This is a genomic window from Arthrobacter sp. 24S4-2, from assembly GCF_005280255.1.
Taxonomy (GTDB): Bacteria; Actinomycetota; Actinomycetes; order Actinomycetales; family Micrococcaceae; genus Arthrobacter.
In genome coordinates this window covers 5,101,707-5,125,310 of the sequence record NZ_CP040018.1, presented here as the reverse complement: position 1 = coordinate 5,125,310, position 23,604 = coordinate 5,101,707, and the positions used below count along the sequence as shown (strand labels likewise).

At 66.2% G+C, this 23,604-nt stretch carries 20 protein-coding genes and 2 pseudogenes; 16 read left to right on the top strand and 6 right to left on the bottom strand.

Annotation, left to right across the window (positions count from 1 at the left end; genetic code table 11):
* Positions 1 to 31 precede the first annotated feature (31 nt).
* From FCN77_RS23815 to FCN77_RS23795, 6 genes and pseudogenes are all read left to right on the top strand, one after another.
* Entirely contained in the window at positions 32 to 1,384 is a 1,353-nt protein-coding gene (locus FCN77_RS23815; RefSeq protein WP_137324272.1) for an NAD(P)H-dependent oxidoreductase, read from the top strand.
* A 94-nt stretch (positions 1,385 to 1,478) separates the two neighbouring features.
* Positions 1,479 to 2,510 carry a DctP family TRAP transporter solute-binding subunit gene (locus FCN77_RS23810; protein ID WP_137324271.1) on the top strand — a complete coding sequence of 344 codons (1,032 nt, stop codon included), beginning with the start codon at positions 1,479 to 1,481 and terminating at the stop codon, positions 2,508 to 2,510.
* 216 nt (positions 2,511 to 2,726) lie between these two features.
* Entirely contained in the window at positions 2,727 to 4,514 is a 1,788-nt protein-coding gene (locus FCN77_RS23805) for a TRAP transporter large permease subunit (protein WP_254678728.1), read from the top strand.
* Positions 4,515 to 4,519: 5 nt separating this feature from the next.
* Positions 4,520 to 4,977, top strand: a pseudogene (locus FCN77_RS27235) (NAD(P)-dependent oxidoreductase); the annotation flags it as partial.
* Positions 4,966 to 5,496 (top strand): NAD(P)-dependent oxidoreductase, encoded by a 531-nt coding sequence (locus tag FCN77_RS27230; RefSeq protein WP_254678726.1) that lies wholly within the window; start codon positions 4,966 to 4,968, stop codon positions 5,494 to 5,496. The pseudogene FCN77_RS27235 and the gene FCN77_RS27230, both read left to right, overlap by 12 nt.
* Positions 5,497 to 5,962: 466 nt before the next feature.
* The gene (locus FCN77_RS23795; RefSeq protein WP_254678725.1) at positions 5,963 to 6,397 is read left to right on the top strand and encodes a TetR/AcrR family transcriptional regulator; all 435 of its coding nucleotides are present in this window, start codon (positions 5,963 to 5,965) and stop codon (positions 6,395 to 6,397) included.
* Positions 6,398 to 6,465: 68 nt separating this feature from the next.
* Here FCN77_RS23795 and FCN77_RS23790 read toward each other — a convergent pair whose 3' ends face one another.
* Positions 6,466 to 7,755: an MFS transporter gene (locus FCN77_RS23790; protein ID WP_137324269.1), complete on the bottom strand. Its 1,290-nt coding sequence runs from the start codon at positions 7,753 to 7,755 to the stop codon at positions 6,466 to 6,468.
* A 17-nt stretch (positions 7,756 to 7,772) separates the two neighbouring features.
* A pseudogene (locus FCN77_RS23785) lies at positions 7,773 to 8,991 on the bottom strand (M20 family metallopeptidase).
* 158 nt (positions 8,992 to 9,149) lie between these two features.
* Between FCN77_RS23785 and FCN77_RS23780 the strand changes: the two are divergent.
* Positions 9,150 to 10,181, top strand: coding sequence for an Lrp/AsnC family transcriptional regulator (locus FCN77_RS23780; RefSeq protein ID WP_137324268.1), 1,032 nt, complete (start codon positions 9,150 to 9,152; stop codon positions 10,179 to 10,181).
* A gap of 41 nt (positions 10,182 to 10,222) precedes the next feature.
* Here FCN77_RS23780 and soxR read toward each other — a convergent pair whose 3' ends face one another.
* Positions 10,223 to 10,738, bottom strand: coding sequence for a redox-sensitive transcriptional activator SoxR (soxR, locus tag FCN77_RS23775; protein ID WP_137324267.1), 516 nt, complete (start codon positions 10,736 to 10,738; stop codon positions 10,223 to 10,225).
* A 106-nt stretch (positions 10,739 to 10,844) separates the two neighbouring features.
* Here soxR and FCN77_RS23770 point away from each other — a divergent pair, with 106 nt between their 5' ends.
* On the top strand, positions 10,845 to 12,404 hold the full coding sequence (locus FCN77_RS23770) for an MFS transporter (protein WP_137324266.1): 1,560 nt from the start codon (positions 10,845 to 10,847) through the stop codon (positions 12,402 to 12,404).
* Here the strand turns inward: FCN77_RS23770 and cycA are convergent.
* A complete protein-coding gene (gene cycA / locus FCN77_RS23765) occupies positions 12,401 to 13,906 on the bottom strand; it encodes a D-serine/D-alanine/glycine transporter (RefSeq protein ID WP_137324936.1) in 1,506 nt (501 codons plus the stop codon). The genes FCN77_RS23770 and cycA overlap by 4 nt on opposite strands.
* A gap of 417 nt (positions 13,907 to 14,323) precedes the next feature.
* On the opposite strand from cycA, the gene FCN77_RS23760 reads away from it, so the two are divergent.
* The 8 genes from FCN77_RS23760 to FCN77_RS23725 all read left to right on the top strand — a co-directional run bounded on the left by FCN77_RS23760 (position 14,324) and on the right by FCN77_RS23725 (position 21,787).
* Positions 14,324 to 14,992 (top strand): response regulator transcription factor, encoded by a 669-nt coding sequence (locus tag FCN77_RS23760; RefSeq protein WP_175417378.1) that lies wholly within the window; start codon positions 14,324 to 14,326, stop codon positions 14,990 to 14,992.
* A 32-nt stretch (positions 14,993 to 15,024) separates the two neighbouring features.
* Positions 15,025 to 16,203 (top strand): sensor histidine kinase KdpD, encoded by a 1,179-nt coding sequence (locus FCN77_RS23755; protein WP_175417377.1) that lies wholly within the window; start codon positions 15,025 to 15,027, stop codon positions 16,201 to 16,203.
* A gap of 115 nt (positions 16,204 to 16,318) precedes the next feature.
* Positions 16,319 to 16,603, top strand: a complete 285-nt coding sequence (locus tag FCN77_RS23750; protein ID WP_137324264.1) for a hypothetical protein — start codon at positions 16,319 to 16,321, stop codon at positions 16,601 to 16,603.
* Between the two features lies 1 nt (position 16,604).
* Positions 16,605 to 17,570: an FAD:protein FMN transferase gene (locus FCN77_RS23745; protein WP_137324263.1), complete on the top strand. Its 966-nt coding sequence runs from the start codon at positions 16,605 to 16,607 to the stop codon at positions 17,568 to 17,570.
* Entirely contained in the window at positions 17,563 to 18,120 is a 558-nt protein-coding gene (locus FCN77_RS23740) for a ferric reductase-like transmembrane domain-containing protein (RefSeq protein ID WP_175417376.1), read from the top strand. The genes FCN77_RS23745 and FCN77_RS23740 overlap by 8 nt, the downstream gene beginning before the upstream one ends.
* On the top strand, positions 18,117 to 19,370 hold the full coding sequence (locus tag FCN77_RS23735) for an NADH-ubiquinone oxidoreductase-F iron-sulfur binding region domain-containing protein (RefSeq protein ID WP_137324262.1): 1,254 nt from the start codon (positions 18,117 to 18,119) through the stop codon (positions 19,368 to 19,370). The genes FCN77_RS23740 and FCN77_RS23735 overlap by 4 nt, the downstream gene beginning before the upstream one ends.
* On the top strand, positions 19,367 to 19,612 hold the full coding sequence (locus tag FCN77_RS23730) for a ferredoxin (protein WP_137324261.1): 246 nt from the start codon (positions 19,367 to 19,369) through the stop codon (positions 19,610 to 19,612). Before FCN77_RS23735 ends, FCN77_RS23730 begins: the two co-directional genes overlap by 4 nt.
* A gap of 273 nt (positions 19,613 to 19,885) precedes the next feature.
* Positions 19,886 to 21,787, top strand: a complete 1,902-nt coding sequence (locus tag FCN77_RS23725; protein WP_137324260.1) for a DEAD/DEAH box helicase — start codon at positions 19,886 to 19,888, stop codon at positions 21,785 to 21,787.
* Between the two features lie 113 nt (positions 21,788 to 21,900).
* Here FCN77_RS23725 and FCN77_RS23720 read toward each other — a convergent pair whose 3' ends face one another.
* Both FCN77_RS23720 and FCN77_RS23715 read right to left on the bottom strand, forming a co-directional pair.
* A complete protein-coding gene (locus FCN77_RS23720; protein WP_137324259.1) occupies positions 21,901 to 22,551 on the bottom strand; it encodes an MBL fold metallo-hydrolase in 651 nt (216 codons plus the stop codon).
* A gap of 21 nt (positions 22,552 to 22,572) precedes the next feature.
* Complete coding sequence (locus FCN77_RS23715; protein WP_137324258.1) at positions 22,573 to 23,592, bottom strand: aldo/keto reductase; 1,020 nt, start codon at positions 23,590 to 23,592, stop codon at positions 22,573 to 22,575.
* Positions 23,593 to 23,604: the final 12 nt, after the last annotated feature.

Sequence of the window (23,604 nt, the reverse complement as noted above, 5' to 3'; positions counted from 1 at the left end):
CCGGCGCGAAACGTCAACCAGAGAGATCCCCATGAACCTCCACAAGCTTCTTAGCGACCGCGAGCGAGAGGGCCGCCCAATTCGGGTCGGACTCATCGGAGCTGGCCGCTACGGCACCATGTACCTGGCCCAGGCAAACAACATCCCGGGCATCCACGTGGTCGCGATCGCCGACATCAACGTCAAGCGCGCCGAAGGTGCATTCGAACTGGTCGGATGGCCGAAGAGCCAGATCGCCCCGGACATCGCCACCGCCCTCAGCGACCGCTCCACGACGATAGTTGCCAACGCGGACGAGCTGTTTGACGTAGACATCGACGTCATTGTCGAAGCGACGGGCAACCCGATCGTCGGCGTGAAGCACGCACTGCGTGCCATTGAGACGAAGAAGCACATCATCATGGTCACCGTGGAAGCAGACGCCCTGGCCGGTCCTGCCCTGGCCAGGCGCGCGGAAGCCGCCGGTGTGGTCTACTCCATGGCCTACGGCGACCAGCCGGCCCTCATCATGGAACTTGTCGACTGGGCGCGCACCAGCGGCTTCGACGTTGTCTGTGCCGGCAAGGGCGCAAAGTTCCTTGACCACTATCACGAGATGAACCCGGACAACGTCTGGGAGAACTGGGAGTTCTCCCAGGAACTCACCGATTCCGGGCAGCTGAACCCGAACATGCACACCTCCTTCCGTGACGGCACCAAGGCCTCCATCGAGATGGCCGCCGTTGCCAACGGCGCCGGACTGGTACCTTCCGACAGCGGACTGACGTTTACGCCGGGGGATGTCGAGGAGATCGCCACCATCTGCCGTCCGGCGGACGTCGGGGGAGTCCTCGCCCACGAAGGCAGCGTCGACGTCATGTCCAGCGTCAACCGCGACGGCACCTGGATCCCCCACAACACCCAGGAGGGCGTGTTCGTCGTGGTGAAGGCCACGAACGACTACGTTTCCGGCTGCTTTACTGAGTACCCGTGGCACCCGGACCCCACCGGCCAGTACGCCGCGCTATACCGCCCCTACCACTACGTGGGCCTTGAGCTGAATATGTCCATCGCCAACGCGGCTCTCCGCGGGATCGCCACGGGTTCGCCGATCGGGTTCTTCGGCGACGTTGTAGCGACAGCGAAGAAGGACCTCAAAGCCGGTGAATTCCTCGACGGCGAAGGCGGGTACACGGTCTGGGGCCAGCTGGTTTCGGCCAGGCACTCCGTCGCCACGGGCGCGCTCCCGGTTGCTTTGGCCCACCACGTGAAGCTGCGGAACGACGTAACCAAGGGCGGGGTTGTCGGCTGGGGCGATGTCATCATGGACGATTCCCTGTCCCAGGCCTTGGAGGTTCGCCGGGAAACCGAAGCGCTCGTGGCGGAATCCGCCCTCAACGTCTGACGCTCCCCGCACCAAACCGGGCGCGGCAATGAACTTCAGCCGACGTGGTTCACGCTTCCGGACCAAGACTCCTTCCAATGAAGAAAGGCATCACATGAAATCCAAGACGCGCGCCCTCACCGGAGTGCTGGCCTGCACCCTCGCAGCCTCAGTCCTCGCCGGATGCGCCTCCGGGGCCCCCGGCGGGGCTGGAGCACCGGTAGCCAAGATCCAGCTCTCGATCCCTGACCCACTCACGTCCTCCGTCGGCGTCTCGGCCCAGCATTTCGCCGACCAGGTCAAGAAAACATCCAACGGGTCCGTGACTGTCACCGTAGTTCCCAACGGAACGAGCTTCAGCGGAGACCAGAACGCGGCTGTGACACGCCTGCAGGGCGGATCCCTCGATGCACTCATCCTCTCGACGTCCGTGTATGCCGCCGTCGTACCTGAAATGAACGCCATCAGCATTCCGTTCCTCTTCAAAGACACCACCGAGGAAGCGGCGTTCCTGGCAGGAAAGCCGGGCCAGGCGCTGAAGGAGAAGCTCGCCGCCAAAGACACCGTCGCGCTTTCCTTCCTCACCCGGACCGGGCGGGAGATTACGAACTCAGTTCGCCCGATCGAGCAGCCCTCGGATCTGAAGGGACTGAAGATCCGGGTCCCCGGCAACCCGTTGTGGACCGACTACTTCGGCAAGCTGGGCGCCAGCCCCACCACCATGGCGTTCTCTGAGGTGTTCACCGGCTTGCAGACCGGAACGATCAACGGCCAGGAAAACCCTATTGAAGTGCCATGGACCAACAAGTTCTCCGAAGTCCAGAAGTACATTTCGATGACCAACCACATCAACGACGCCTGGGTACTAGCACTTTCCTCAAAAAAGTGGGACACCCTCACCGATGACCAAAAGAAGGCCCTCACGGACGCCTCTGAGGAAACCGCCACCTTTAAAACAGCTTACGACGCCGAGCAGTCCAAGAAGCAGCTCGAGGAACTCACCGCCAAGGGCATGAAATCAAACGAACTCAGCGCCTCCGGCCTGGAGGAATTCAAAGCGGCTTCCAAGAGCCTTTACCCGGTCTTCTCCCAGCTGATCGGCAAGGACTTCTTCGATCAGGCCATCGCTTTCACCACCACCAAGTAGCCGTCGCCGGCCCGGGGAGCCGACTGCTCCCCGGGCCACCCGTAAGGAAAAGCCCCCACTCTCAATGTCGACAGTCTGGAAGCCCATGAAAAACATCACTACGCCAGAGGAACTCGAGGAGGTCCTCCCCTCGGATGCGGAAGAGATCCTCCACCACGGCCATGTCCCCCGCGTTGGAGCGGCGCCCTGTGGCTCGACAAAACGCTCGAATGGGTCGTGGGCGCTGCCATCCTCGCGGAGCTTGTCGTCATCCTGCTGAACATCATGGTCAGGGTCGTCACCGGCGATTCCGTGCTCTGGACCCAGGAGGTCTCCGAAATCGCGCTGCTGACCATCGCGTTCATGGGCGGCGCCATCGCGTACCCCAAGGGTGCGCACATGTCCGTCCAGGCCCTCATCATGCGCCTCCCGGCTGCATGGAAGCCTTACCTGGCCGCCCTGGTCGACTGGCTGGTCTTCGTCATGAGCGCAGGGGCATTTGCGCTGTTCGTTCCCACCCTTGTCCAGCAGATGGAGGAAAAGACCCCGATCCTGCAGCTCCCCGTCTTCTGGGTCTCACTGCCCTTTTCCGTCGGCATGGTGCTGATCGCCTGGTTCGCACTCCTCAAGCTCTGGCGCCAGGAGCGTCGCCCGGCGCTCACTGCGGCGGGCATCGCGGCCGCACTGATTGTTCTCGTCCTTTTGGCCCAACCGCTTTTCTACTACGCCACGCCCAACGTCCTTCTCGGCGTCGTCCTTCTGCTGTTGTTCATGCTGCTGTTCCTGGGCCTGCCCATCGCATTCGTTCTGGCACTGGCATCCGGGATCTACCTTTATCTCGGCGGCATTTCCGAGGTCAGCGCCATCCCCATCGGAATGGCTTCCGGGGCTAAAGGCTTCGTCCTTCTGGCCATCCCGTTCTTTATCCTTGCCGGCACGGTCATGAACTCCGCCGGCCTGACCCTCCCGCTGGCCAAGCTCGTCGACGCGCTGATCGGGCACCTGCGCGGGGGCCTGCTCCAGGTGGTCGTCGTGACCATGTACATCTTCTCCGGCATCTCCGGCTCCAAGGTGGCCGACGTCGCAGCAGTGGGCACGACGATGCGCGGCATGCTCGAAGAGCGCAAGTACCCCCGCGGCGAGGTCGTCGCGGTCCTGTCGGCCTCGGCCATCATGGGCGAAACCATCCCGCCGAGCATCGTGCTCCTGATCCTCGGATCCATCACCACCATCTCCACCACCACGCTGTTCCTGGCCGGATTCGTCCCCGCTGCATTCCTTGCCCTGGTTGTCATGGCGCTCGTCTTCTTCCGAGCCCGCAAACAAGGGGGCGTCGCTAGTCCCAAGTCCAGCTGGCGTGCTCGCGGGTCGGCAACCTTCTTCGCAATACCGACTCTTCTGCTTCCTGTGGGCATGGTGGTGGGCATCCTGAGCGGCTTCGCCACACCCACCGAAGTGTCGTCCGTGGCCGTCGCCTACGCCTTCATCCTTGCCGCCGCCTACCGACGCGGCAGCAAGCGCCTGCTTGGGGACACCCTGCGGGAAACGACGACGACGGCGGGAATGGTCCTATTCATCATCGCTGCCGCGTCCCCGCTTGCCCAGACCCTCGCCCTCGCAGGTGTGTCCCAGCAGATCCACGACCTCATGTCAGGACTGGGCGACTCACCGCTGCTCTTTATGCTGTTCACGGTCGTCCTGCTGATCATCATGGGCCAGCTACTGGAAGGCCTTCCGGCGGTACTGATCTTCGCGCCCCTGCTCTTGCCGATCGCCGTCGACTTCGGCGTCAACCCCGTGCAATACGCCATGGTGCTGATCATTTCCATGGGTATCGGCTCGTTCGCACCACCGGCAGGTGTGGGCTTCTACGTCGCCTGTGCAACCGCGCACGAAACCGTCGAGAAGAGCCTCAAACACTTCTGGCCCTACCTCATCGCCGTGTTCCTCGGGCTCCTCGTGCTGGCCGCCGTCCCGTGGTTCAGCACCTTCCTTCCCGCCCTCGCCGGACTGATCCCTTTCTAAACGGCATGACAACTCCGACATTTGAGCAGAAGGTGCCCGGCATCCCACTGTCCGTGGCACTCATGGGCACTGGACCGATGGGGGCGCCGATCGCACGAAACATCCTCGCCAACCGAATTCCACTGACCCTTTGGAACCGCACCCCAGCAAAGGCGCAGGCCATTGAAGGGGGCGCCGTCGCGGTCTCCCCGGCCGACGCCGCACGCGAGATCGTGCTGACCGTATTGCCGGACCTGCCGCAGGTCGAAGCCCTCCTGCACGGTGATGACGGCCTTTTGAAAGGATGGAAGGCTGCCGGAATAGACCATCCAATCCTTGTCATCCACGGCACCGTGTCCCCAGTGGCGGTCGTTGAGTTCGCCGACGCCTGCCGCCGCAACTGGGGAGTCACTGTCATTGACGCCCCCTCAGCGGCGGAACCATCGGTGCGGAGGAGGGACGGCTAAGCACCATGGTCGGCGGCCCTCCCGGCGTCGTGGAACGCCTGACACCGCTCTTCAGGCTCTACAGCTCGACGGTTGTCCGGTTCGGCGAGACAGGTGCGGGATCAACCGTGAAGGCCTGCAACCAGATTGTCGTCGCCGCCACGGTAACGGCCCTGGCCGAGGCGATGGCCCTCGCCGCGACCACCGGGTTGGATCTCGAAAAAGTACAGTCCGTCCTCTCCGGCGGACTGGCCAACTCAGAGGTGCTGCGTCAGAAGGGACGACGCTGGATTGATAGGGACTTCGAAGGCGGCGGCTCGGCGAAAAACCAGCTCAAGGACCTGAACTTCATAGCGGCGATTGCGGAGGAATGCGGCCTGAACCTGCCGCTCTCTTCCCGGATCCGGAGTGTGTTCGCCCGCATGATCCATGAGGGCGACGGCGACCTGGACCATACCGGAATCTATCGGACCATTGCGGCAGGGCCCGCGGGTACAACCGCTAGAACAGGTGGTCTTGTCTCAGGGATGCGCGCGCACGACGCACTGCCTGGGTGAGGGCGGCGGCCCGCGAAGGCGCCCTTGACTGTTCAACGGGCCGCCTGCTGTTGCCGCTGCTCGGCCTCACTCCGCAGACCCGGCCTGGTCAAGACAGTCCGGTCTGGCCAAGACAAACGGGGCCGTTGGAAAATAGTCAGACCCCGACGGTGCGGGCCGGAAACGGCAGGCAACTACCTGGTTTAGTGCGCTGGCCGTGTTGGGCGCATGGCTCCCCGGGCAGTCAATGGTTCCGGGCAACCATTGATTCCGGAGCAATACCAATGATCCAGGTGGCCCGCACCGCGGCCCCGCGCGACCTTAGCGCGCAGCCCGCCTTCGTTCCGGTAGCCGGGCGTACAGTGGAAGTGGGTATTTCATTCGTTTTGCCAAAAGAAACGGGCGTACCCAACAAACGTCAATCCACGCACATAACTTGTCGACCCGGCGGGATCTGTCCGTGCGTCGTCTGCCGAGGATGTGCACCATGGATAACCCGAACCGGAAGGGGGATGTCAACGACCGTATCCTCAAGACTGCGTCGGAACTGTTCGCAGCGGAAGGCCTGTACCAGGTCGGCATCAACCGCATAATCTCCGAGGCTGGCGTGGCCAAGGCGACCTTCTACAAGCACTTCGCCACTAGGGATGACTTGGTCCTGGCCTATGTCGATGACCTGGGCAGCGGCTGGGCTGCAGCCTTGAAGCAGGCGGCGGGACCGTTCGCCACCCACCCGGCAGACCAGTTGCTCGGCATGTTCGACGCATTGGCCCGGGACGGATCTCGGCCCCGAAGGGGACTTCCTGGCGTCCAGGCGGGCGCAGCAGATGGCCGGCTGGCTCATCGACCACCACCGCAACTAGAAGACACCGCCCCCACGCTCCGGCTATGCGGCTGGCCTGCGCTGCCTCGGGCGGCGTGAGGACCCACCACAACGAAGGCCGGGCGGCAAAGCCGCCCGGCCTTCGCCGATTCACCCGCGAAGCAACACTAGCTGCGCAGGTCCTTCCCCTTGGTTTCGGGGATGGTGAAGATGAACGCCGCACTGATGAGCAGCAGCACCACGGCATAGATATTGAACAGGCTGGGCAGCTGGAGCGTGGTCCCGAGCCATTGCTGGAGGTACGGCGCCGTTCCACCGAACAGGGCCACGCAGATGGAGTAGGGGACGCCGACGCCCACGGTGCGGATGCTGGTGGGGAACAGCTCAGCGTAGACGGCGGGCACGATCGCGGCGCTGGCGGCGATGAAGATGAGCATCACCGACATGCCCACGGCCAACTGCCACGCGGAATCCTTCAGCAGCCAGGTCATGGGGAAGTGCATCACGGCCGCTCCGATGGCGCCGGCCCAGAGGACCTTCTTGCGGCCGATCCGGTCGGACAGCTTGCCCCAGAACGGCAGGGCGGCAATGAAGACGACGTTGCCGACCACGCCGGCCCAGAGGGCTTCGCCGCGGTCGATCTTCAGTGCCGTGGTGGCGTAGCTGGGTGCCACCACGCCCCAGATGTAGTAGATCACCGTCAGGCCCACGGTCAGGCCGATCACCTGCAGCGCCTGCTTGCGGTGGCGCACGATCTGCGGCCAGATGGGTGCCCGCTTTTCCGTGCTGGTCTCGCCTTCGAACACGTCCGTCTCGTGCAGTTTCGACCGCATGATCAGGGCGTAAAGGCCCATGGCGGCACCGATCAGGAACGGGATCCGCCAGCCCCAGGCATTCATCACTTCCGTGCTCAGCGCCATGTTCAGAACAGCGCCCAGGAGGGTTCCGAAGAGGATGCCCACGGTGCCGGACGTGTAGATCAGCGTGGCCCAGAACCCGCGGTGTTCCCGCGGCGCCATCTCGGAAAGATAGGTCTGCGACGACGGCAGCTCGCCGCCGTGCGCCAAGCCCTGTACCAGCCGGGCCACCAGCAGCATGAGCGATGCCCAGGCTCCGACGGCCGCGAAGGTGGGGGCGATGCCGATCATCAGGCTGCCCAGGGAAGCCAGGCCCACGGCGAAGGTCATGGACGCCTTGCGGCCGATCCGGTCCCCGATCCAGCCGAAGAGGAAGCCGCCGAAAGGGCGGGCCACAAAGCCGACGGCGAAGATCGCCAGGGTGGACAGCACCGCGGAGGCCGGGTCTGCCTTGCTGAACAGCTGGCTGGCGATAAAGGGCGTAAAGGTGGCGTAGATGGCCCAGTCGTACCATTCGACGGCGTTGCCGATGCCGGTGCCGATGATGGTCTTCCTGGTGGCGGTGCGGGCCGCTCGCTGCGGGCTGACGGTGGTTGTCATGGTGTTCTCCAGGGTTCTCAGGACCGGGCGGCCAGGGTGGCGATGCGGGAGAGGGCCAGTTCGGCGTAGAGCGCGGCGCCGTCGGCGAGGACGCCGTCGTCGAACGTGGCATAGGGGAGTGGTTGAACGCTGCGGCAGTGTGGTCGGCGCCGGGCGGAACGGCACTGAGGCCGACAAAAGTGGACGGCACCTCGTTCATAACGCGGGAGAAGTCTTCCGAGCCGCTCAGCGGGGTGGCGAAGCGGGTGTGCCGCCCTTCGCCGAACAGCCCGTGGATCACGTTCTCTGCGGTGTTGGTTTCATCTACGTCGGTGACACTCAGCGGGTACTCGGCCCGGTATTCCACATCCACTTCCAGGCCGTGGGCCGCGGCGATACCTTTCAGCAGGACGGGAATGGAAGTCATCATCTTCTCCCGGGATTCTTCGGAGAACGTGCGCACGGTGGCTTCGATCCGGGCTGTTTCGGGGATGATGTTCCGCTTGGTTCCGGCCTGCAGGACGCCCACTGACAGCACCACGGGGTCGAACACGTTGAACTGCCGGGTGATCATCACCTGCAGCGCGGTGACCATCTCGGCCGCCGCGGTCACGGGATCCTTGGCCGAATGCGGCGCCGAACCGTGTCCGCCGGCGCCGAGCACCGTGATGAACAGCCCGTCGGAGGCGCTCATCATGACGCCGGGCCGGGTGCAGAATTTTCCGTAGGGCTCAAGGGCGGAGAATACGTGCATGCCGTAGGCAGCGTCCACCCGGCGCCCGGCGGCATCGAGGACGCCTTCACGGATCATGTGGCCCGCGCCGTCGAATCCTTCCTCGCCCGGCTGGAACATCAGCACGACGTCGCCGGCCAGATCGTGCCGGCGCTCGGCCAGCAGTGTGGCGGCTCCCGCCAGCATGGCCGTGTGGAGGTCGTGGCCGCAGGCGTGCATGGCGCCGTCGATCCTCGAGGTGAATGCGGCGCCGGTCTTTTCCTGCACCGGAAGGGCGTCCATGTCCGCGCGGAGCAGGACCGCCGGCTTCGCGGACGAAGCGTGCGGTGCGCCGCCGCGCAGGACTGCCGTGACCGACGTCGTGCTCTCACCGGGCGTGATCTCGTAGGGCAGCCCGTCCAGCGCCTTCAGCACCTTCTCCTGGGTCCGCGGAAGGTCAAGGCCGATTTCCGGCTCCTGGTGCAGCTGGTGCCTGAACCTTGCAAGGTCCCCTGCAGCTCCTTGGCGTCGGCGACGATCGGCATCCGTGCTCCTGATCTCTCGGCGGGCCATCAGCGGATCTGCGGCCCGGGTCTCCAGTCTGTCGTGACACACTTCACATACCGCCGAATGGCTGGAAAAATGCATATCAGCAATATCTGACGCAGGATTCACTCAGCAGGAACAGCCGGGAAAGGGATAAATGGAACTCAGCGAGGAGGACCTGGCCCTCATCAACGCCCTCCAGATTGCGCCCCGGCTGAGCTGGGCCGACGCCGCCGACGTCCTGGGCGTCCACGCCACCACGCTGGCCGCGCGCTGGGAGCGGCTGCGTTCCGCCGGGGCTTCCTGGGTGACCGCCCACCTGATGGGCGACCCGCAGCAGATGTGCCTGGCGTTTGTGGACGTGGAGTGCGAGATGCACCGCCGGGACGACGTGACAGAGGCCCTGGCGGCGGTGCCGGAAATAGTCACCGTGGAAGAAGCAGCCAGCAACCGTGACCTGATGCTGACCGCGATCACGCAGTCGCTGGAGGAGTTTGGCACGGCCGTGGCCGCGCGACTGAAGGACATCGACGGCCTCGTCAAGTACCAGACAGCACTGTGCACTCGGCTGCACACCGGCGCCTACTCCTGGCGGCTCAACGTCCTGGACCGCGCCCAGGTGGCGGCGCTGCGGGCCAAGGCAGGACCGGAGGCCGCGGGGTCCGCTCCGCCGCTGTCCCTTCGCGAGCCTCTGCCCGCCAGCCACCTGGACCTGCTGCCGTTCCTGGCCCGCGACGGCCGGGCGACTGCTGCGGATATTGCCCGCGCCCTGGGGCGGCATCCGGCCACGGTCCAGCGGCAGCTGAACCGCGTGCTGGCCAGCCGGGTGCTCTCCTTCCGCTGCGAGATCGCGCAGAAATACTCCGGGTTCCCGGTGACGTGCCAGTGGTTCGCGAATGTTCCGCCGGGCCAGCATGACGCGGCCGCGGCCGAACTCCGGGGATTCCGCAACGTCCGGCTGGCCGCCTCGACCACCGGGCGGACCAACTTTGTGATCATCATGTGGCTGCAGTCGGTGGCCGATGTCCTGACCGAGGAACTCGCGCTGCAGCAGCGCATCCCGGGGATTGAGCTGGTGGAAAGCGTGGTGATGCTCAGCAGCGTCAAACGGGTGGGCTGGATGCTGAACCCGGACTCGACGGCGACGGGCGCCGTCGTGCCGTCCGTCGGGTTGCGGCTGGACGGTTAGGCGTCCGACTTTTCGGAGGGCCCGGCGTGGGCGCCCGGTCTTTAGGAGCTCCCGGCGTCGGGGTCCACCATGCCAGCGCCCACGGCGCCGGCGTCCCCGGACGCGGCGTCCCAGCGCCGGGCGCCCGTGCCGCCGTCGCCCAGCGAGTCCTCCGGGTTCTGCAGCCGGCACGCCTTCAGGCTGAGGCAGCCGCAGCCGATGCACCCGTCCAGGTCCCGCCGCAGGTGCTCAAGGGCAGCGATGCGCGCGTCCAGTTCCGAGCGCCACAGGCGCGAAAGCCGGGACCAGTCGCGCTTGGTGGGTGTGCGGCCTTCGGGCAGCGAGTCCAGCGCGGCCCGGATCTCCTTCAGCGGGATGCCGACCCGCTGCGAAACCCGGATGAACGCGACGCGCCGCAGTGCGTCGCGGCGGTACCGGCGCTGGTTTCCGGATGTCCGTTCGGCGAAGAGGAGGCCGTTGCGTTCGTAGAAATGAAGGGCCGACGGCGCCACTCCGCTCCGTTCGGACAGCTCGCCGATGCTCAGGGCATGGTGTGCTCCGCCCGCAAGCTGTGGCATGCTTCCCCCTAGGCTTTTACGAAGGCCCCACCGAAGCTCCGAGCGTCATTTCCATCCCGGGCGGCACCTTGACCTCAACCTTAGTTGAGGTCTTACGGTAACGTCCATGACTACTGATCAGGCCACAACCGTGCAACGTAGCGCCCCCGCCTCCGCCCCCGAGACCGCAGGTATCCTGCACCGCCGCTACCTCCTGGTGACGGCCGGCGCGTGCGCGCTGGTGTTCCTGGCCGCTTTCGAATCCCTTGCCGTCACCACCATCATGCCGGTGGTAAGCCGCGAACTGGACGGTGCAGGGCTCTACGCCCTGGCCTTCGCCGGACCGCTCGCCACGGGTGTGATCGGTATGGTGGCGGCCGGCAACTGGTCGGACCGCCGTGGGCCCGTCGGGCCGCTGTACGCGTCGGTGGCCATGTTCGTGCTGGGCCTGCTGATTGCCGGCACCGCGGGAAGCATGGCGGTGCTGGTGGCCGGGCGGCTGGTGCAGGGCCTGGGCGGCGGCGCCATGACCGTGGCCCTGTACGTTGTGGTGGCGCGCGTCTACCCTCCCGTGCTGCACCCGAAGATCTTCGCCGCCTTCTCCGCGGCCTGGGTGATCCCGTCCCTGGTGGGGCCCTTCGCAGCCGGAATCGTGGCGCAGGCGGCCAGCTGGCACTGGGTGTTCCTGGGTGTGGTGGGGCTGGTGGTTCCGGCGCTCCTGATGATCGTGCCGGCGCTGCGCGGGCTGCACCATCTCCCCGAAAACCATCTCCCCGAAAACCGTGTCCCCGAAAAAGGCCATGACCCCAAAAAAGACCATGACCCCAAAAAAGACCATGACCCCAAAAAAGACCATGCCCTCGAAAAAGGCCGGGCCCCCGCGGCTGCTGACAGGCCCGGGAAAGCCACTGACCCCAAGCGGTGGTCCTACGGCCGGCTTGGCTGGGCTGCCCTCGCCGCCTTAGCCGTGCTCGGGCTGAACCTGTCCGCGCACGTCCCGGTGGCCGGCAGCGCGCTGGCGGCGGCCGCCGTCGTGATTGCCCTCGTGGCGGTGCGGCCGCTGGTGCCCCGCGGCACCCTGTTGGCCCGGCGCGGGCTGCCGAGCGTCATCCTGGCCCGCGGGCTGGTGTCGGCAGCGTTCTTCGGGGCGGAGGTCTACCTGCCGTACCTGCTGGTGGAGCGGTACGCCTATTCACCCACCTTCGCCGGGCTGACCCTGACGTTCGGCGCGATCGCCTGGGCCGCCGCCTCAGGGGTCCAGGGCAGGCTCGGTGCGAAGCTGAACCACCGGCTGGCCATCATGATCGGTACCGCGATGGTGCTCGCCGCCGTCGCCCTGGCGCTGGCCACCACCCTCCTGGGCTGGCCGGCTGCCGTCGCGATCGCCGGCTGGATCCTCGCCGGCGGTGGCATGGGGCTGATGTATCCGCGCCTGAGCGTGATGACGCTGGCCATGTCCACGCCGGACACCGAAGGCTTCAACAGTTCGGCCATGTCCATTTCCGATTCCCTCGGCGGTGCTCTGTCCCTCGCCACCACCGGGATCGTGTTCACTGCATTAACGGCAACGACGACGGCGGGCGGGGTGTCGGGCGCCTCCTTCGCGGGAGTGTTCGCCCTCACGGCCGCCATCGCCGTCGTCGCTGTGGTTGTCGCGCCGCGGGTTGCGGCACGCAAAACGTCCTAGCTCGGGGTGTTGGCACCTGTCTTGCCGGCGGCGGCCTTGTCCGTTGCGGACTCAGCCGTCCACTCCGCGATCCGTGCCTGCTGCAACGGCGTCTTCCGGTTGAAGTGCCAGGCCGCGCCCAGGATCAGGAACCAGAGGGGAGCCACGAACAGGGCCAGACGGGTGTCATCGGCCTGGGCCAGCGCCACCAACATGAACACGAAGAAAGCCAGCACCACGTACGGCATGAAGGTGCCGCCGGGCATCTTGAAGGCCGAGGCTGCGTGCAGTTCGGGCCGGCGGCGGCGGAACATGATGTAGCTGACCAGGATCATGGACCAGACAAACATCGTGAGCACGGAGGCAACCGAGGTGACCACAGTGAACGCGCCGATGACGGAGTCGCCCGAGTAGAGCAGCACCAGGCCGGCCAGCAGGAAGATGCAGGAAAACAGCAGGGCGTTCTGCGGAACCTTGCGGATGCTCAGCTTGCCGAAGGCCTTGGGGGCGTTGCCGTCCTGGGCCAGGCCGTAGACCATGCGCGAGGTGGAGTAGATGCCGGAGTTGGCGCTGGAGGCCGCGGAGGTGAGGACCACCAGGTTGATGACCACTGCGGCGATGCCCAGGCCAGCCAGGGTGAACATGCCGATGAATGGGCTGCTGGCGGCGTCGATGGTCCGCCATGGGTTGACGGCCATGATGACCACCAGGGCGCCTACGTAGAAGAGCAGGACGCGGATGGGGATGGAGTTGATGGCCCGCGGCAGGTTCTTCTCCGGGTCCTTGGTCTCAGCAGCTGCGGTGCCCACCAGTTCGATGCCGGCGAAGGCGAAGATGGCGATCTGGAATCCGAGGATGAAGCCGAACATCCCGTGCGGGAACATGCCACCGTCGTTCCACATGTTGGCCAGGTTGGCCACAGCGCCGTTGGGGGAGGTGAAGTTCGTTGCGATCATCACGATGCCGGTGCCGATCAGCGCCACGATGGCTACGACCTTGATGATGGCGAACCAGAACTCTGCTTCGCCGAAGGCCTTGACCGTGGGGAGATTCAGCAGGATCAGCACCACGGGGGTGAGGAGCGCCGGGATCCACAGCGGGGTTCCGGGGGCCAGCTTGTCCACGTAGCCGGCGATCGCCACGATGTCCGCGACTCCGGTGACAACCCAGAAGAACCAGTAGGACCAGCCGGTGAAGAACCCGGCCCAGGGGCCAAGGAGGTCTCCGGCGAAGTCGCTGAAGGACTTGTAGTTTAGGTTGGAAAGCAGGATTTCGCCCATGGCCCGCATCACGAAGAACAGCATGAAGCCGATGATCATGTAGACGAAGATGACGGAAGGGCCGGCGAGCGAAATGGTCTTGCCGGAGCCCATGAACAGGCCGGTTCCGATGGCGCCGCCGATGGCCAGCAGTTGGATGTGCCGGTTGCTCAGCGCGCGGGCAAGATGCGGTTCCTGGCTGTGGCCTCCGCTGGTTGGTTCCGTTGCAGTGTTCCTGGCAACCGTGGTGGTGCGTTCAGACATCATTGCTTCTTTCCTTGTCACAGGCGGACGGCGTCGCGGTCAAGGTGCCGCGCCGCCATCCGCACGGAGCCGCCACAAATGTGACGGAGGTAACAGTTGGGGTGTGGATTAAGACTAGGGGCAACATTGGGGGCTTTCCGGCGGGGCGGTGGTTCTTGCCGTTCGGCGGATCGCCCCGATTCCGACGGCGGACGTCCGGCATGGCGTCCGGCGCCGCCAAGTGGGAAAGGGCGTTCTCCGGCTTGCTGCCGGGCTGCGTGGCCATGGCGGCGCCTCCCTGTTCCGTGGTCCCGGAAAGAGCGGGCCCGCCGCTGTCCGCGTCGTTTGGTCCTCGACAAACGTCGAGTCGCAAAGCATCAATCGTAGTCCGTTGTTGGACTTAACAATGGCCCGTGCGGCGGACCTATACTTCACAGCATGAGCGACGGCCCGAAAGTGCTGCTGGTGGAAGACGACACCGTCCTGGCTTCGATGTTGCGGGAGTTACTTGTCGGCGAAGGCTACGAGGTGGTCCTGGCGGCGGACGGACAGCGCGCCCTGCACGAAGGCCTCAGCCAATCTTTCGACGTCCTGCTGATGGACCGCGGACTTCCGGCCATTGAAGGGCTGGACGTGCTGGGCAGGCTCCGCAACAAGGGAATTTCCACGCCTGCCTTGATCCTGTCGGCGCTGAGCAATCCCGCCGACAGGGTGGAGGGCCTGGACCGCGGGGCCGAAGACTACCTCGGTAAACCGTTCGACATCGACGAGCTGTTGGCGCGGCTCAGGTCCCTCCTGCGAAGGCACTCCACACGCGCGGATGCGGTCCCAGTCCCCGGCGGCATGCTGGACATCACCGGCCGGACTGTCACGCTGGGCAGCGGGGCGGTGGTGGTCCTGTCCGAACGGGAAAGCGGGCTATTGGCCCAGCTGGGTCGCCGTCCGCGGCAGATATTTACAAGGCAGGCGCTGCGGGCAGCTGTCTTTCCCGATGCCGACGACGACGGGGTGGTGGACACCTACGTGCACTACCTGCGCAAGAAGCTGGGACGGACCTCTGTGCTTACCGTCCGGGGGATCGGCTACCGCCTCGGTGAAGCCCAGTGACCACGCGGGACCAGTCAGAATTCAGGCGCGCGGTGACGCGGCTGTCGATTCAGTTCACGGCGCTCATCGTGGCCATCCTCGCCCTCATGGGCGGCTTACTGTATTCGATTGTTACCACCGCCGCCAGCGAGTCGGACAACCGGAAGATGGCGGCAGCCACCTTGATCGATTCGCCCAGAGACGCCCCCCTGGACGTCTTCGTGGCCATATTCAACAATGGCCAGTTGGCGGTATCGCGCAACATGCCCGCAGGGCTTCCCGATACCTCCGCGATCAGCCGCGTGCTGGCATCGCACCGCAGTGAAACGGGGACCAGCCAAGTGGGAGGGAGGAGCTACGCGGTGCTGACCGCCTTCCATGACGGAAGGGTGGCGCAGGCCGCGTTGGACCGCCATGAGAGCCAGGAGGAAGCAGACCGGCTGGTTCTGGCAATGAGCACCACCGGAGCGGCGGCCGCCGTCCTTGCTGCACTGGTATCCGTGTGGATGGCCGGCAGGGCACTGCGCCCGCTTGCCGAGAGCCTGGCCCTGCAACGCCGGTTCGTGGCCGATGCCAGCCACGAGCTACGCACCCCGTTGACATTGCTGAGCACCAGGGCACAGATGCTGCGAAGGAAACTAACGCGGCCCGGCGCCGGGCCGGCTCCCGAAGAAGTGGCTGACGGCGTGGAGGGCATCGTCGAAGACGCAAAGCTCCTCACCGGAATCCTGGATGATCTGCTGATCTCCGCCGATCCCCGCGCCGCTGCTGACTACGAGCCGGTCAATCTTGGCAGCATTGGGGCCAACGCGACCGCCTTGGCCGAAGCGGAGGCGCAGAAACGGTCCATCCTTTTGGAATCGAAGTTCCCTTCGGTGCCCGTAACCGTGCGCGGCTCCGAAGTGTCCCTGGGGCGGGTGTTCACTGCGTTGATTTCCAACTCCTTGGACCACGCAAGAAGCGCCGTCACAATCCAGGTCAGCGCCCAGGGCCGCGAGGCCGTCATCCGGGTTGCGGATGACGGGCCCGGTTTTCCGCCAGACTTTGACACCCGGGCCTTTGAACGCTTTGCCTCCTCACGTGCGGACGCGGGAAAGGAGGGCGTGTCCCGGCACTATGGGCTCGGCCTGGCCCTCGTGGCTGAGATCGCCACGCTCCATAAGGGCACGGTGGGGATTGATTCCGGCCCTACGGGCGGAGCCGCCGTGGTGGTCACCCTGCCGCTTGCCTGACAGCAAACCAGACTGACACCCAAAGCAGACTGACAGGGACGTCTAAGAAATCACAAAGAATCCGCGAGGACTATTGAGTTAAGGGCATTCACGTCAAGGACAGGTGGAACAGGCCATGAACATTCGAAGTAACGGCAAACGGCTGGCCATCGGTATCACCACCGCGGCAACGCTCGGCAGCCTGGCCACCGCGGGGGTGGCGTCCGCCGTCGTGTACGCCAATACGACCGCCACCAAATCCACCGCCACCACTACCTCCACCGGTTCCAGCAGCGGCGGAACTTCCAGCAGCGGCGCCACAAGCAACAACGGTACCCGCCCCGGCAAGAGTTATTCCAGGGTGAGCCCCGTCCAGCCCGGCAGCGGGGGTGCGGTCCACGGAAAGTCCTCGGGATCCTGACATGGAAGCCCACTTCTCGTGGACGGTCTGGGGCCTTGAGGCGGCCGTCACCGTGACCCGCCCCGGTGCGATCGCCGAGGCCGTCCGGGTGGTCCGCGCCGTGGTGGCGGACGTGGATGACGCTTGCAGCCGCTTCAGGACCGACTCGGAACTGTTACGACTCCAGCCACAGCTCGCTGGCGGCGCGGAGGCCAGCCCGCTGCTTGCCCTGCTGGTCCAGCGCGCCCTTCAGGCCGCCGTCCTGACCGGGGGCGACGTCGACCCCACTTTGGGGCGGGACCTGGATGCTTTGGGATATGACCGGGACATCGTCAGTGTCCGCCTGTCCCCGGATGCGGCTGCCTCCCCCGGGCCCGTCACTGCTCGTCGCGGGCCCGCCCGCAGGCCCGAGGGGTGGCGGCGTGTCACCGTAACGGGACAGACCATCACGGTGCCTCCCGACATCCGGCTGGACCTGGGCGCCACCGCCAAGGCGGTCGCTGCGGACCGTGCCGCCGCCCGGGTGCACGCTGCTCTGGGATGTGGCGTCCTGGTTGCCTTGGGCGGAGACCTCGCCACCGCCGGCCCGGCGCCCCGGGGCGGCTGGCAGGTCACCGTCCAGGACCTTGAGGACGACCCGGTGCAGCAGACCACGCTGGGATCGGGGTTCGCCATGGCGACCTCCAGTACCCAAAAGCGCCGCTGGCAGCACGCCGGGGCGCAGGTCCATCACATTCTTGATCCCCGCTTCGGCCTGCCCTCGGAGCCGGTGTGGCGTTCGGTCACAGTGGCCGCGCCCACGTGCCTGGAAGCCAACGCCTACAGCACGGCCGGCGTGGTCCGTGGCTTTGCTGCTGTGGACTGGTTCCGGCGCGAGGGCATTCCCGCGCGTTTCGTGGACGGGAACGGGCGGACCGTTCACACCGGCGGGTGGCCGGCGGAAGCGGCGGACCACCATGCCATCGCGGGAGGGGAAGTCAATGGATGAGGCTCTGTGGGCATTTGGCCGCGTGAGTGGGTTCGTTTCCCTGGCCCTGTTCACTTTTTCAGTGTTGCTGGGCATCCTGAACCGTTCAGGCCGCCCGCTGCTGGTGCTTCCCCGGTTTTCCATCTCGCTGCTTCACCGTAATATCGCCTTACTCGCCACCGTGTTCCTGGGCCTGCATGTGGGCTCGCTGCTGTTCGATTCCTACGCCAAGCTCAACGTGATCGACGTCCTGGTTCCTTTCGTGGGCGCATACCGGCCGTTTTGGCAGGGGCTGGGGACCGTTGCCCTGGACCTTGTGGCCGCCGTCGTCGTCACAGGACTCCTGCGCCACCGGCTCGGCCAACGCACGTTCAAAGCAGTCCACTGGCTCACGTACGCCATGTGGCCCATCGCGTTGGCGCACGCAATCGGCAATGGGACAGACGGAACCGGCAAATGGTTCCTGGTGCTTGCTGTCGCTTCCGTGGCGGCCGTTGGCGGCGCGGTCATCTGGCGCCTTTCCTCCACTTTCCTCGAAACAGCCAAAGCCCGCGAAGGAGGCCTGCGATGACATTCAAGGAGACCGCCCTTCCTGAGTCGACCGGATGGCGCGCGCCGTTCGGCACGTTTCGGCTGTTCGCGGCAGGTACTCATGCCGGTTTCGCGCGCCATGTGGATACGTTCGGTCCGCTGGACCTGGACAGCGTGGGCCCGGAACTCATCAGCGTGCTGAAAGCCTCGGGCCTGACCGGGCGCGGCGGAGCAGCCTTCGCATCGTGGCGCAAATTGGCCGCCACGGCGCAATCCCGGTCTGCGGGGATCCTTGCGCCGCGGCCCGTTGTCATTGGCAACGGCGCCGAGGGAGAACCGCTCAGCTTCAAGGACAAGACGCTGCTGGCCGAGGCCCCGCACCTGGTGATCGATGGGCTGTTGGCGGCCTCACGCGCCGTCGGCGGCTCGCAGCTGTATCTGTACGCCGGGGCCGCAAGTTTCCCTGCCGTGGAACGGGCCATCTCCGAGCGACCGGCCGCCCGCGGGATCCGGTTGGTGGAAGCTCCGGACCGGTTCATTGCGGGTGAGGCGAGCGCCGCGGTCAACGCGATCGCAACGGGCTCTGCGCTGCCGTTCGACAAACGGCGCCGGTTGAGCGAATCCGGCCTGAAGAACCGCCCCACGCTGGTGCTGAATGTGGAGACGCTGGCGCACATCGCCCTGATCGCCCGCTATGGGGCGGTGTGGTTCCGCAGCGTGGGGTCCGCCGTCGATCCGGGCACCCGGCTGATTTCCGTGTCGGGTCCGGGCCCGGACCAGGTTCTGGAGGTGGCAGGGAACGAATCTCTAGGGGAGATTCTCTACAGCTCCCAAATCGACGCGGCCGACGTAGCCGCGGTGCTGGTCGGCGGCTACCATGGCCGCTGGGTGAAGCCCCATGATTACAAGCTGTCCGTTTCCGGGCCGGCCAGCCATGCGGTCCGCCCGGGCGCGGGTGTGTTCCACGTACTCCCTGCCGGGTATTGCGGGCTGGAGACCACGGCCCGGATCGTCGATTACCTGGCGGGGGAGTCCGCAAGGCAGTGCGGTCCCTGCATGTTCGGGCTGCCCGCGATGGCCGGGGTCCTCAACCGCATCGCCTACCGCGAACGGGACCCCCGGCTGGTCAAGGAGCTGGAACGGTTGGGCAAGCTCGTCGCGGGCCGGGGAGCCTGCCACCATCCGGACGGAACCATCCAACTGATCAGCAGCGCGCTGGACGTCTTCTCCGATGAGATCAAGGCGCACCTGGCCGGCACCTGCACAACCGTGAACGGGAGGGCCGCGTGAGCCGGACCCTGCACATCGACTGGACCAAGTGCGACGGCCGCGGCCTGTGCACTGAGCTGCTGCCGGGACTGCTGGGGCGCGACGACTGGGGTTATCCGGTGGCCCGGCGCGGCGACCGCACGGATATTGCGATCGGCCGGGACGACGCGGATGCCGCGGACGAAGCCGTCAAGCTCTGCCCCAGGCTGGCACTCCGGGTGGTCGGCGGCAGCGGCGGGTCCGGTGGGCGGCCCGCCAGATGATAGACTGATGGAACTTGATGTGCAGTGATGCCCACTTTGATCCGGTTCATCAACCGGATCCCCCTAAGGTTCCAACCGGCAGGGAGTGGGTTTTTTTCATGTGAGAGGCACATCCTGCGTCGATGAACGCGTTCTATTTGGTCCCGGTTGCCGCTGCCGCAAGGTTAGTAGCAGCCCGGTTGATCACCTGACTTTTCTTCGGCGAACCCCTGGGCCAACCGGCGCCGGGGGCCGATATCCAAACGGATACCGCCTGAAAGACCTTTGAAACACATGACTACTTTTGCTGCCCTCGGCACGCCCAAAGCACTTGCCGACACCCTGACCGCCCAGGGGATCGTGGAGCCCTTCCCGATCCAGGTCAAGACACTCCCGGACACCCTGGCCGGACGCGACGTCCTGGGCCGCGGCCGCACCGGCTCCGGCAAGACCATCGCCTTCGCCATCCCGCTTGTGGCACGACTCGCCGAGCGGGAAGCCAAGCACTTCCGCAAGCCCGGCCGCCCGATGGGCCTGGTCCTCGCGCCGACCCGTGAGCTGGCCACCCAGATCAACGCCACCATCGAGCCGATGGCCAAGGCCATGGGCCTGACCACCACCGTGATTTACGGCGGCATCTCCCAGGCCCGCCAGGAAAAGGCCCTGCGTGCCGGCGTGGACATCGTCATCGCCTGCCCGGGCCGCCTGGAGGATCTGATCCGCCAGCGCATCCTGACCCTCGAAGGTGTCGAGATCACCGTGCTGGACGAGGCCGACCACATGGCCGACCTCGGCTTCCTGCCGGTGGTCAAGAAGCTCATGGACATGACCCCCAGCCAGGGCCAGCGCCTGCTGTTCTCTGCCACCCTGGACAACGGCGTGGACAAGATCGTCCAGCGTTACCTGTCCAACCCGCTGACCCACGCCGTGGATGAATCCCAGGCCGCCGTGACCACGATGGAACACCACGTCCTCGTCGTCAACGACCAGACCGTCAAGAAGCAGCTGATCGTCGAGCTCGCCTCCGGCGCCGGCCGCCGCGTGCTCTTCATGCGCACCAAGCACCACGCCCGCAAGCTTGCCAAGACCCTGACCGACGCCGGCATCCCCGCCGTCGATCTGCACGGCAACCTCTCGCAGAACGCCCGCGACCGGAACCTGGCCGAGTTCTCCTCCGGCGAAGTCCGCGTCCTGGTGGCCACCGATGTCGCGGCCCGCGGCGTCCACGTCGACGACGTGGAGCTGGTCATCCACGTGGATCCGCCCACAGAGCACAAGGCATACCTGCACCGCTCGGGCCGTACCGCCCGCGCCGGCTCCGACGGCACCGTGGTCACGCTAACCCTGCCGGAGCAGCAGTCCGACGTCAAGAAGCTCATGAAGGCTGCCGGCGTCGAGGTCAACTTCGAGCGCGTCACCGCCAACTCACCGCTGGTTGCAGAACTGGTCGGCGAAATGGCCGACAAGATCGATCCCCGCACCCGCGCCGCACTGCTGGCCGCCAAGTCCAACCAGGGCGGCGGCAGCTCCACCGGTGCCAATGCAGAGCGCAAGCGCGCCCGCCGCACCACCCAGGCTGCACCCACCGCGGGTGGCCGCGGCGGCCGTGGCGGACGCGGCCGGGTTTCGGCCGAGGCTCCCCGCACGGATCTTCCGCGTTCGGAACGCCGCGCCGTGGCCTACGAAGGCCAGGCAGCTGCCCGCAACGCCGCTGAGCGCGTGGCGGAGAAGAACCAGGACCGCGCCGACGCCGAGCGCGCCGAGCGCCGCAATGCCCGCGGCCGTGGCCGCACCACCGCTTACTCGCACCACAACGACGTTCCCGCAGCAGGTGGCCGTGCATCGGCCGGCCGCGGGTCCGACGCCCGTGCGACCGAAGGGCGCGGTGACGCCCGCGGCGGCGCAACCCGCACCAGTGCACCCCGTAGCGGGTCCGCCCGTGGCGGTGCTCCCCGCACCGGCGCGGCAACAGGCGGCCAGCGCAGCGGACGTCCGGCAACGGGCCAGCGCGCTGCTGCCGGCAGCAAGTCCGGCTCGGCCGGCGGCAACGCCGCAGTCTGGTCCTCCAACACCGGTGGTACCTCGGGCGGATCATACTCCGGCGGCGGCAACGGCCGCTCCGGCGAAGGCCGTCCGGCACGTAGCGGCCCCCGCCGCGCGTCAGCTCCGGCGTCGAACGAACGCCGCAGCCGCTAAGGTTCGGGTTTCCGCTACATAAAGTAGCTCGCGCTACGTGGAATGCCGGACGCTACGGGAAATTCGCAGCGACCGGCATTTCGCGCAGCGCAAATTACAAAGCGCAGCGCCTACTACCAGCCGCGGGCGCGCCACTCCGCGAGGTGCGGGCGTTCCGCGCCAAGGGTGGTCGGCTTGCCGTGGCCCGGATGCACCACGGTGTCGTCCGGATAGGCCCCGAACAGCCGCTCGTTCACATCCTTGATCAGCTGGTTGAACCGCTCAGGATCCTGCTGCGTGTTGCCCACGCCGCCGGGGAACAGCGAGTCTCCGGAGAAAATGTGCGCCGGGCCTTCCGGGTCCTGGTACACCAGCGCGACGGACCCCGGGGTGTGCCCGCGCAGGTGGACGGCCGTCACGTCGAAGCCGTCGAAGTTGCCCACATCCCCGTGATCCAGCAGCACATCCACCGGCACGGGCAGCTCCGGAGCATCCTCTGTTCCGGCAGCAGTCCTGGCTCCGGTGGCCTCCACCAGTCCGGGCAGCGCACGGACGTGGTCCCAGTGCTGGTGCGTCGTGGCAATCAGGGCCAGTTTAGGTTCCGCTGCGGTATCCGCTGCGGCGTCGGCCAGCAGTCCCTGGATGGCGGCCAGGTCATCGGCCGCATCAATGAGCAGCTGCGCGCCGGACCCCTTCGCGGTGAGCAGGTACACGTTGTTGTCCATCTCGCTGACTGAAATCCGGCGGATGGTGATGTCACGCAAGTCGTGAATGAGGGAATCCATGGGGATCAGTCTACGGAGGCCCTATTCACGGCCCTCGGACACCCAGTTGGGGTCCGCGGACCGGGAGCCGACGACGGCGTCTGCAGCGGCGTCGAGCTTCTCCAGTTGCGCCGGGGTGAAGCTGAGCGCCAGGGCGCCGAGGTTCTCGTCGATCCTTGCCGCTTTGCGGGTACCGGGAATCGGGACCACCGGCAAGCCCAGCCTCTCGCCCTGGGCGAGGAGCCAGGCGAGCGCCACCTGCGCCGGCGTTGCGGAATGTCCGGAAACGGACAATTCAGCGGCGACCGCCTGGACGGCGGCAACCACTTCCTGGTTGGCATCCGCGGCAGCGTCGGCAAAGCGGGGGATCCGGCGGCGGAAGTCGTCGCTCCCCAGCTGCGACGCATCTACGGTGCCGGTGAGGAATCCCCGGCCCAGGGGCGAATACGGTACGAAACCCACTCCAAGCTCCACCGCCGCGGGAACAACGTTGCGTTCCACATCGCGGCTCCAGATGGACCACTCACTCTGGACGGCGGCAATGGGGTGGACGCTGCTGGCCTCGCGCAGCTCCCCGGCGGTCACTTCCGACAGGCCGAGGTGCCGCACCTTGCCTTGCTGCACCAGCTCCGCCATGGCCTCCACGGTTTCCACAATCGGAACGCGGAGGTCACGGCGGTGCATGTAGTACAGGTCGATAGTGTCCGTGCCGAGGCGTTTGAGGCTGGCCTCGACCGCCTGCCGGATGTAGGCGCGGTCGCCCCGGATGTCCGTGTAGCCGTTCGCCGGGTTGCCGACCAGGCCAAACTTGGTGGCCAGCTGCACTTCGTCCCGCCGTTCCTTGAGCAACCGGGCGATGAGCTCCTCGTTACTGCCGCCGCCGTAGATATCCGCGGTGTCGATGAAGGTGACTCCCGCGTCCACCGCGTGGTGGAGGGTGCGCAATGCCTCGCCCTGGTCCACGGCGCCGTAGACCGGCGTGAGGGCCATGCCGCCGAAGCCGAGCGGGCTGACGCCCAAGCCGTCGCCGAGGTGAACCTTTGGTGCAGATGTCCGTGCCATGTGAGTCTCCGT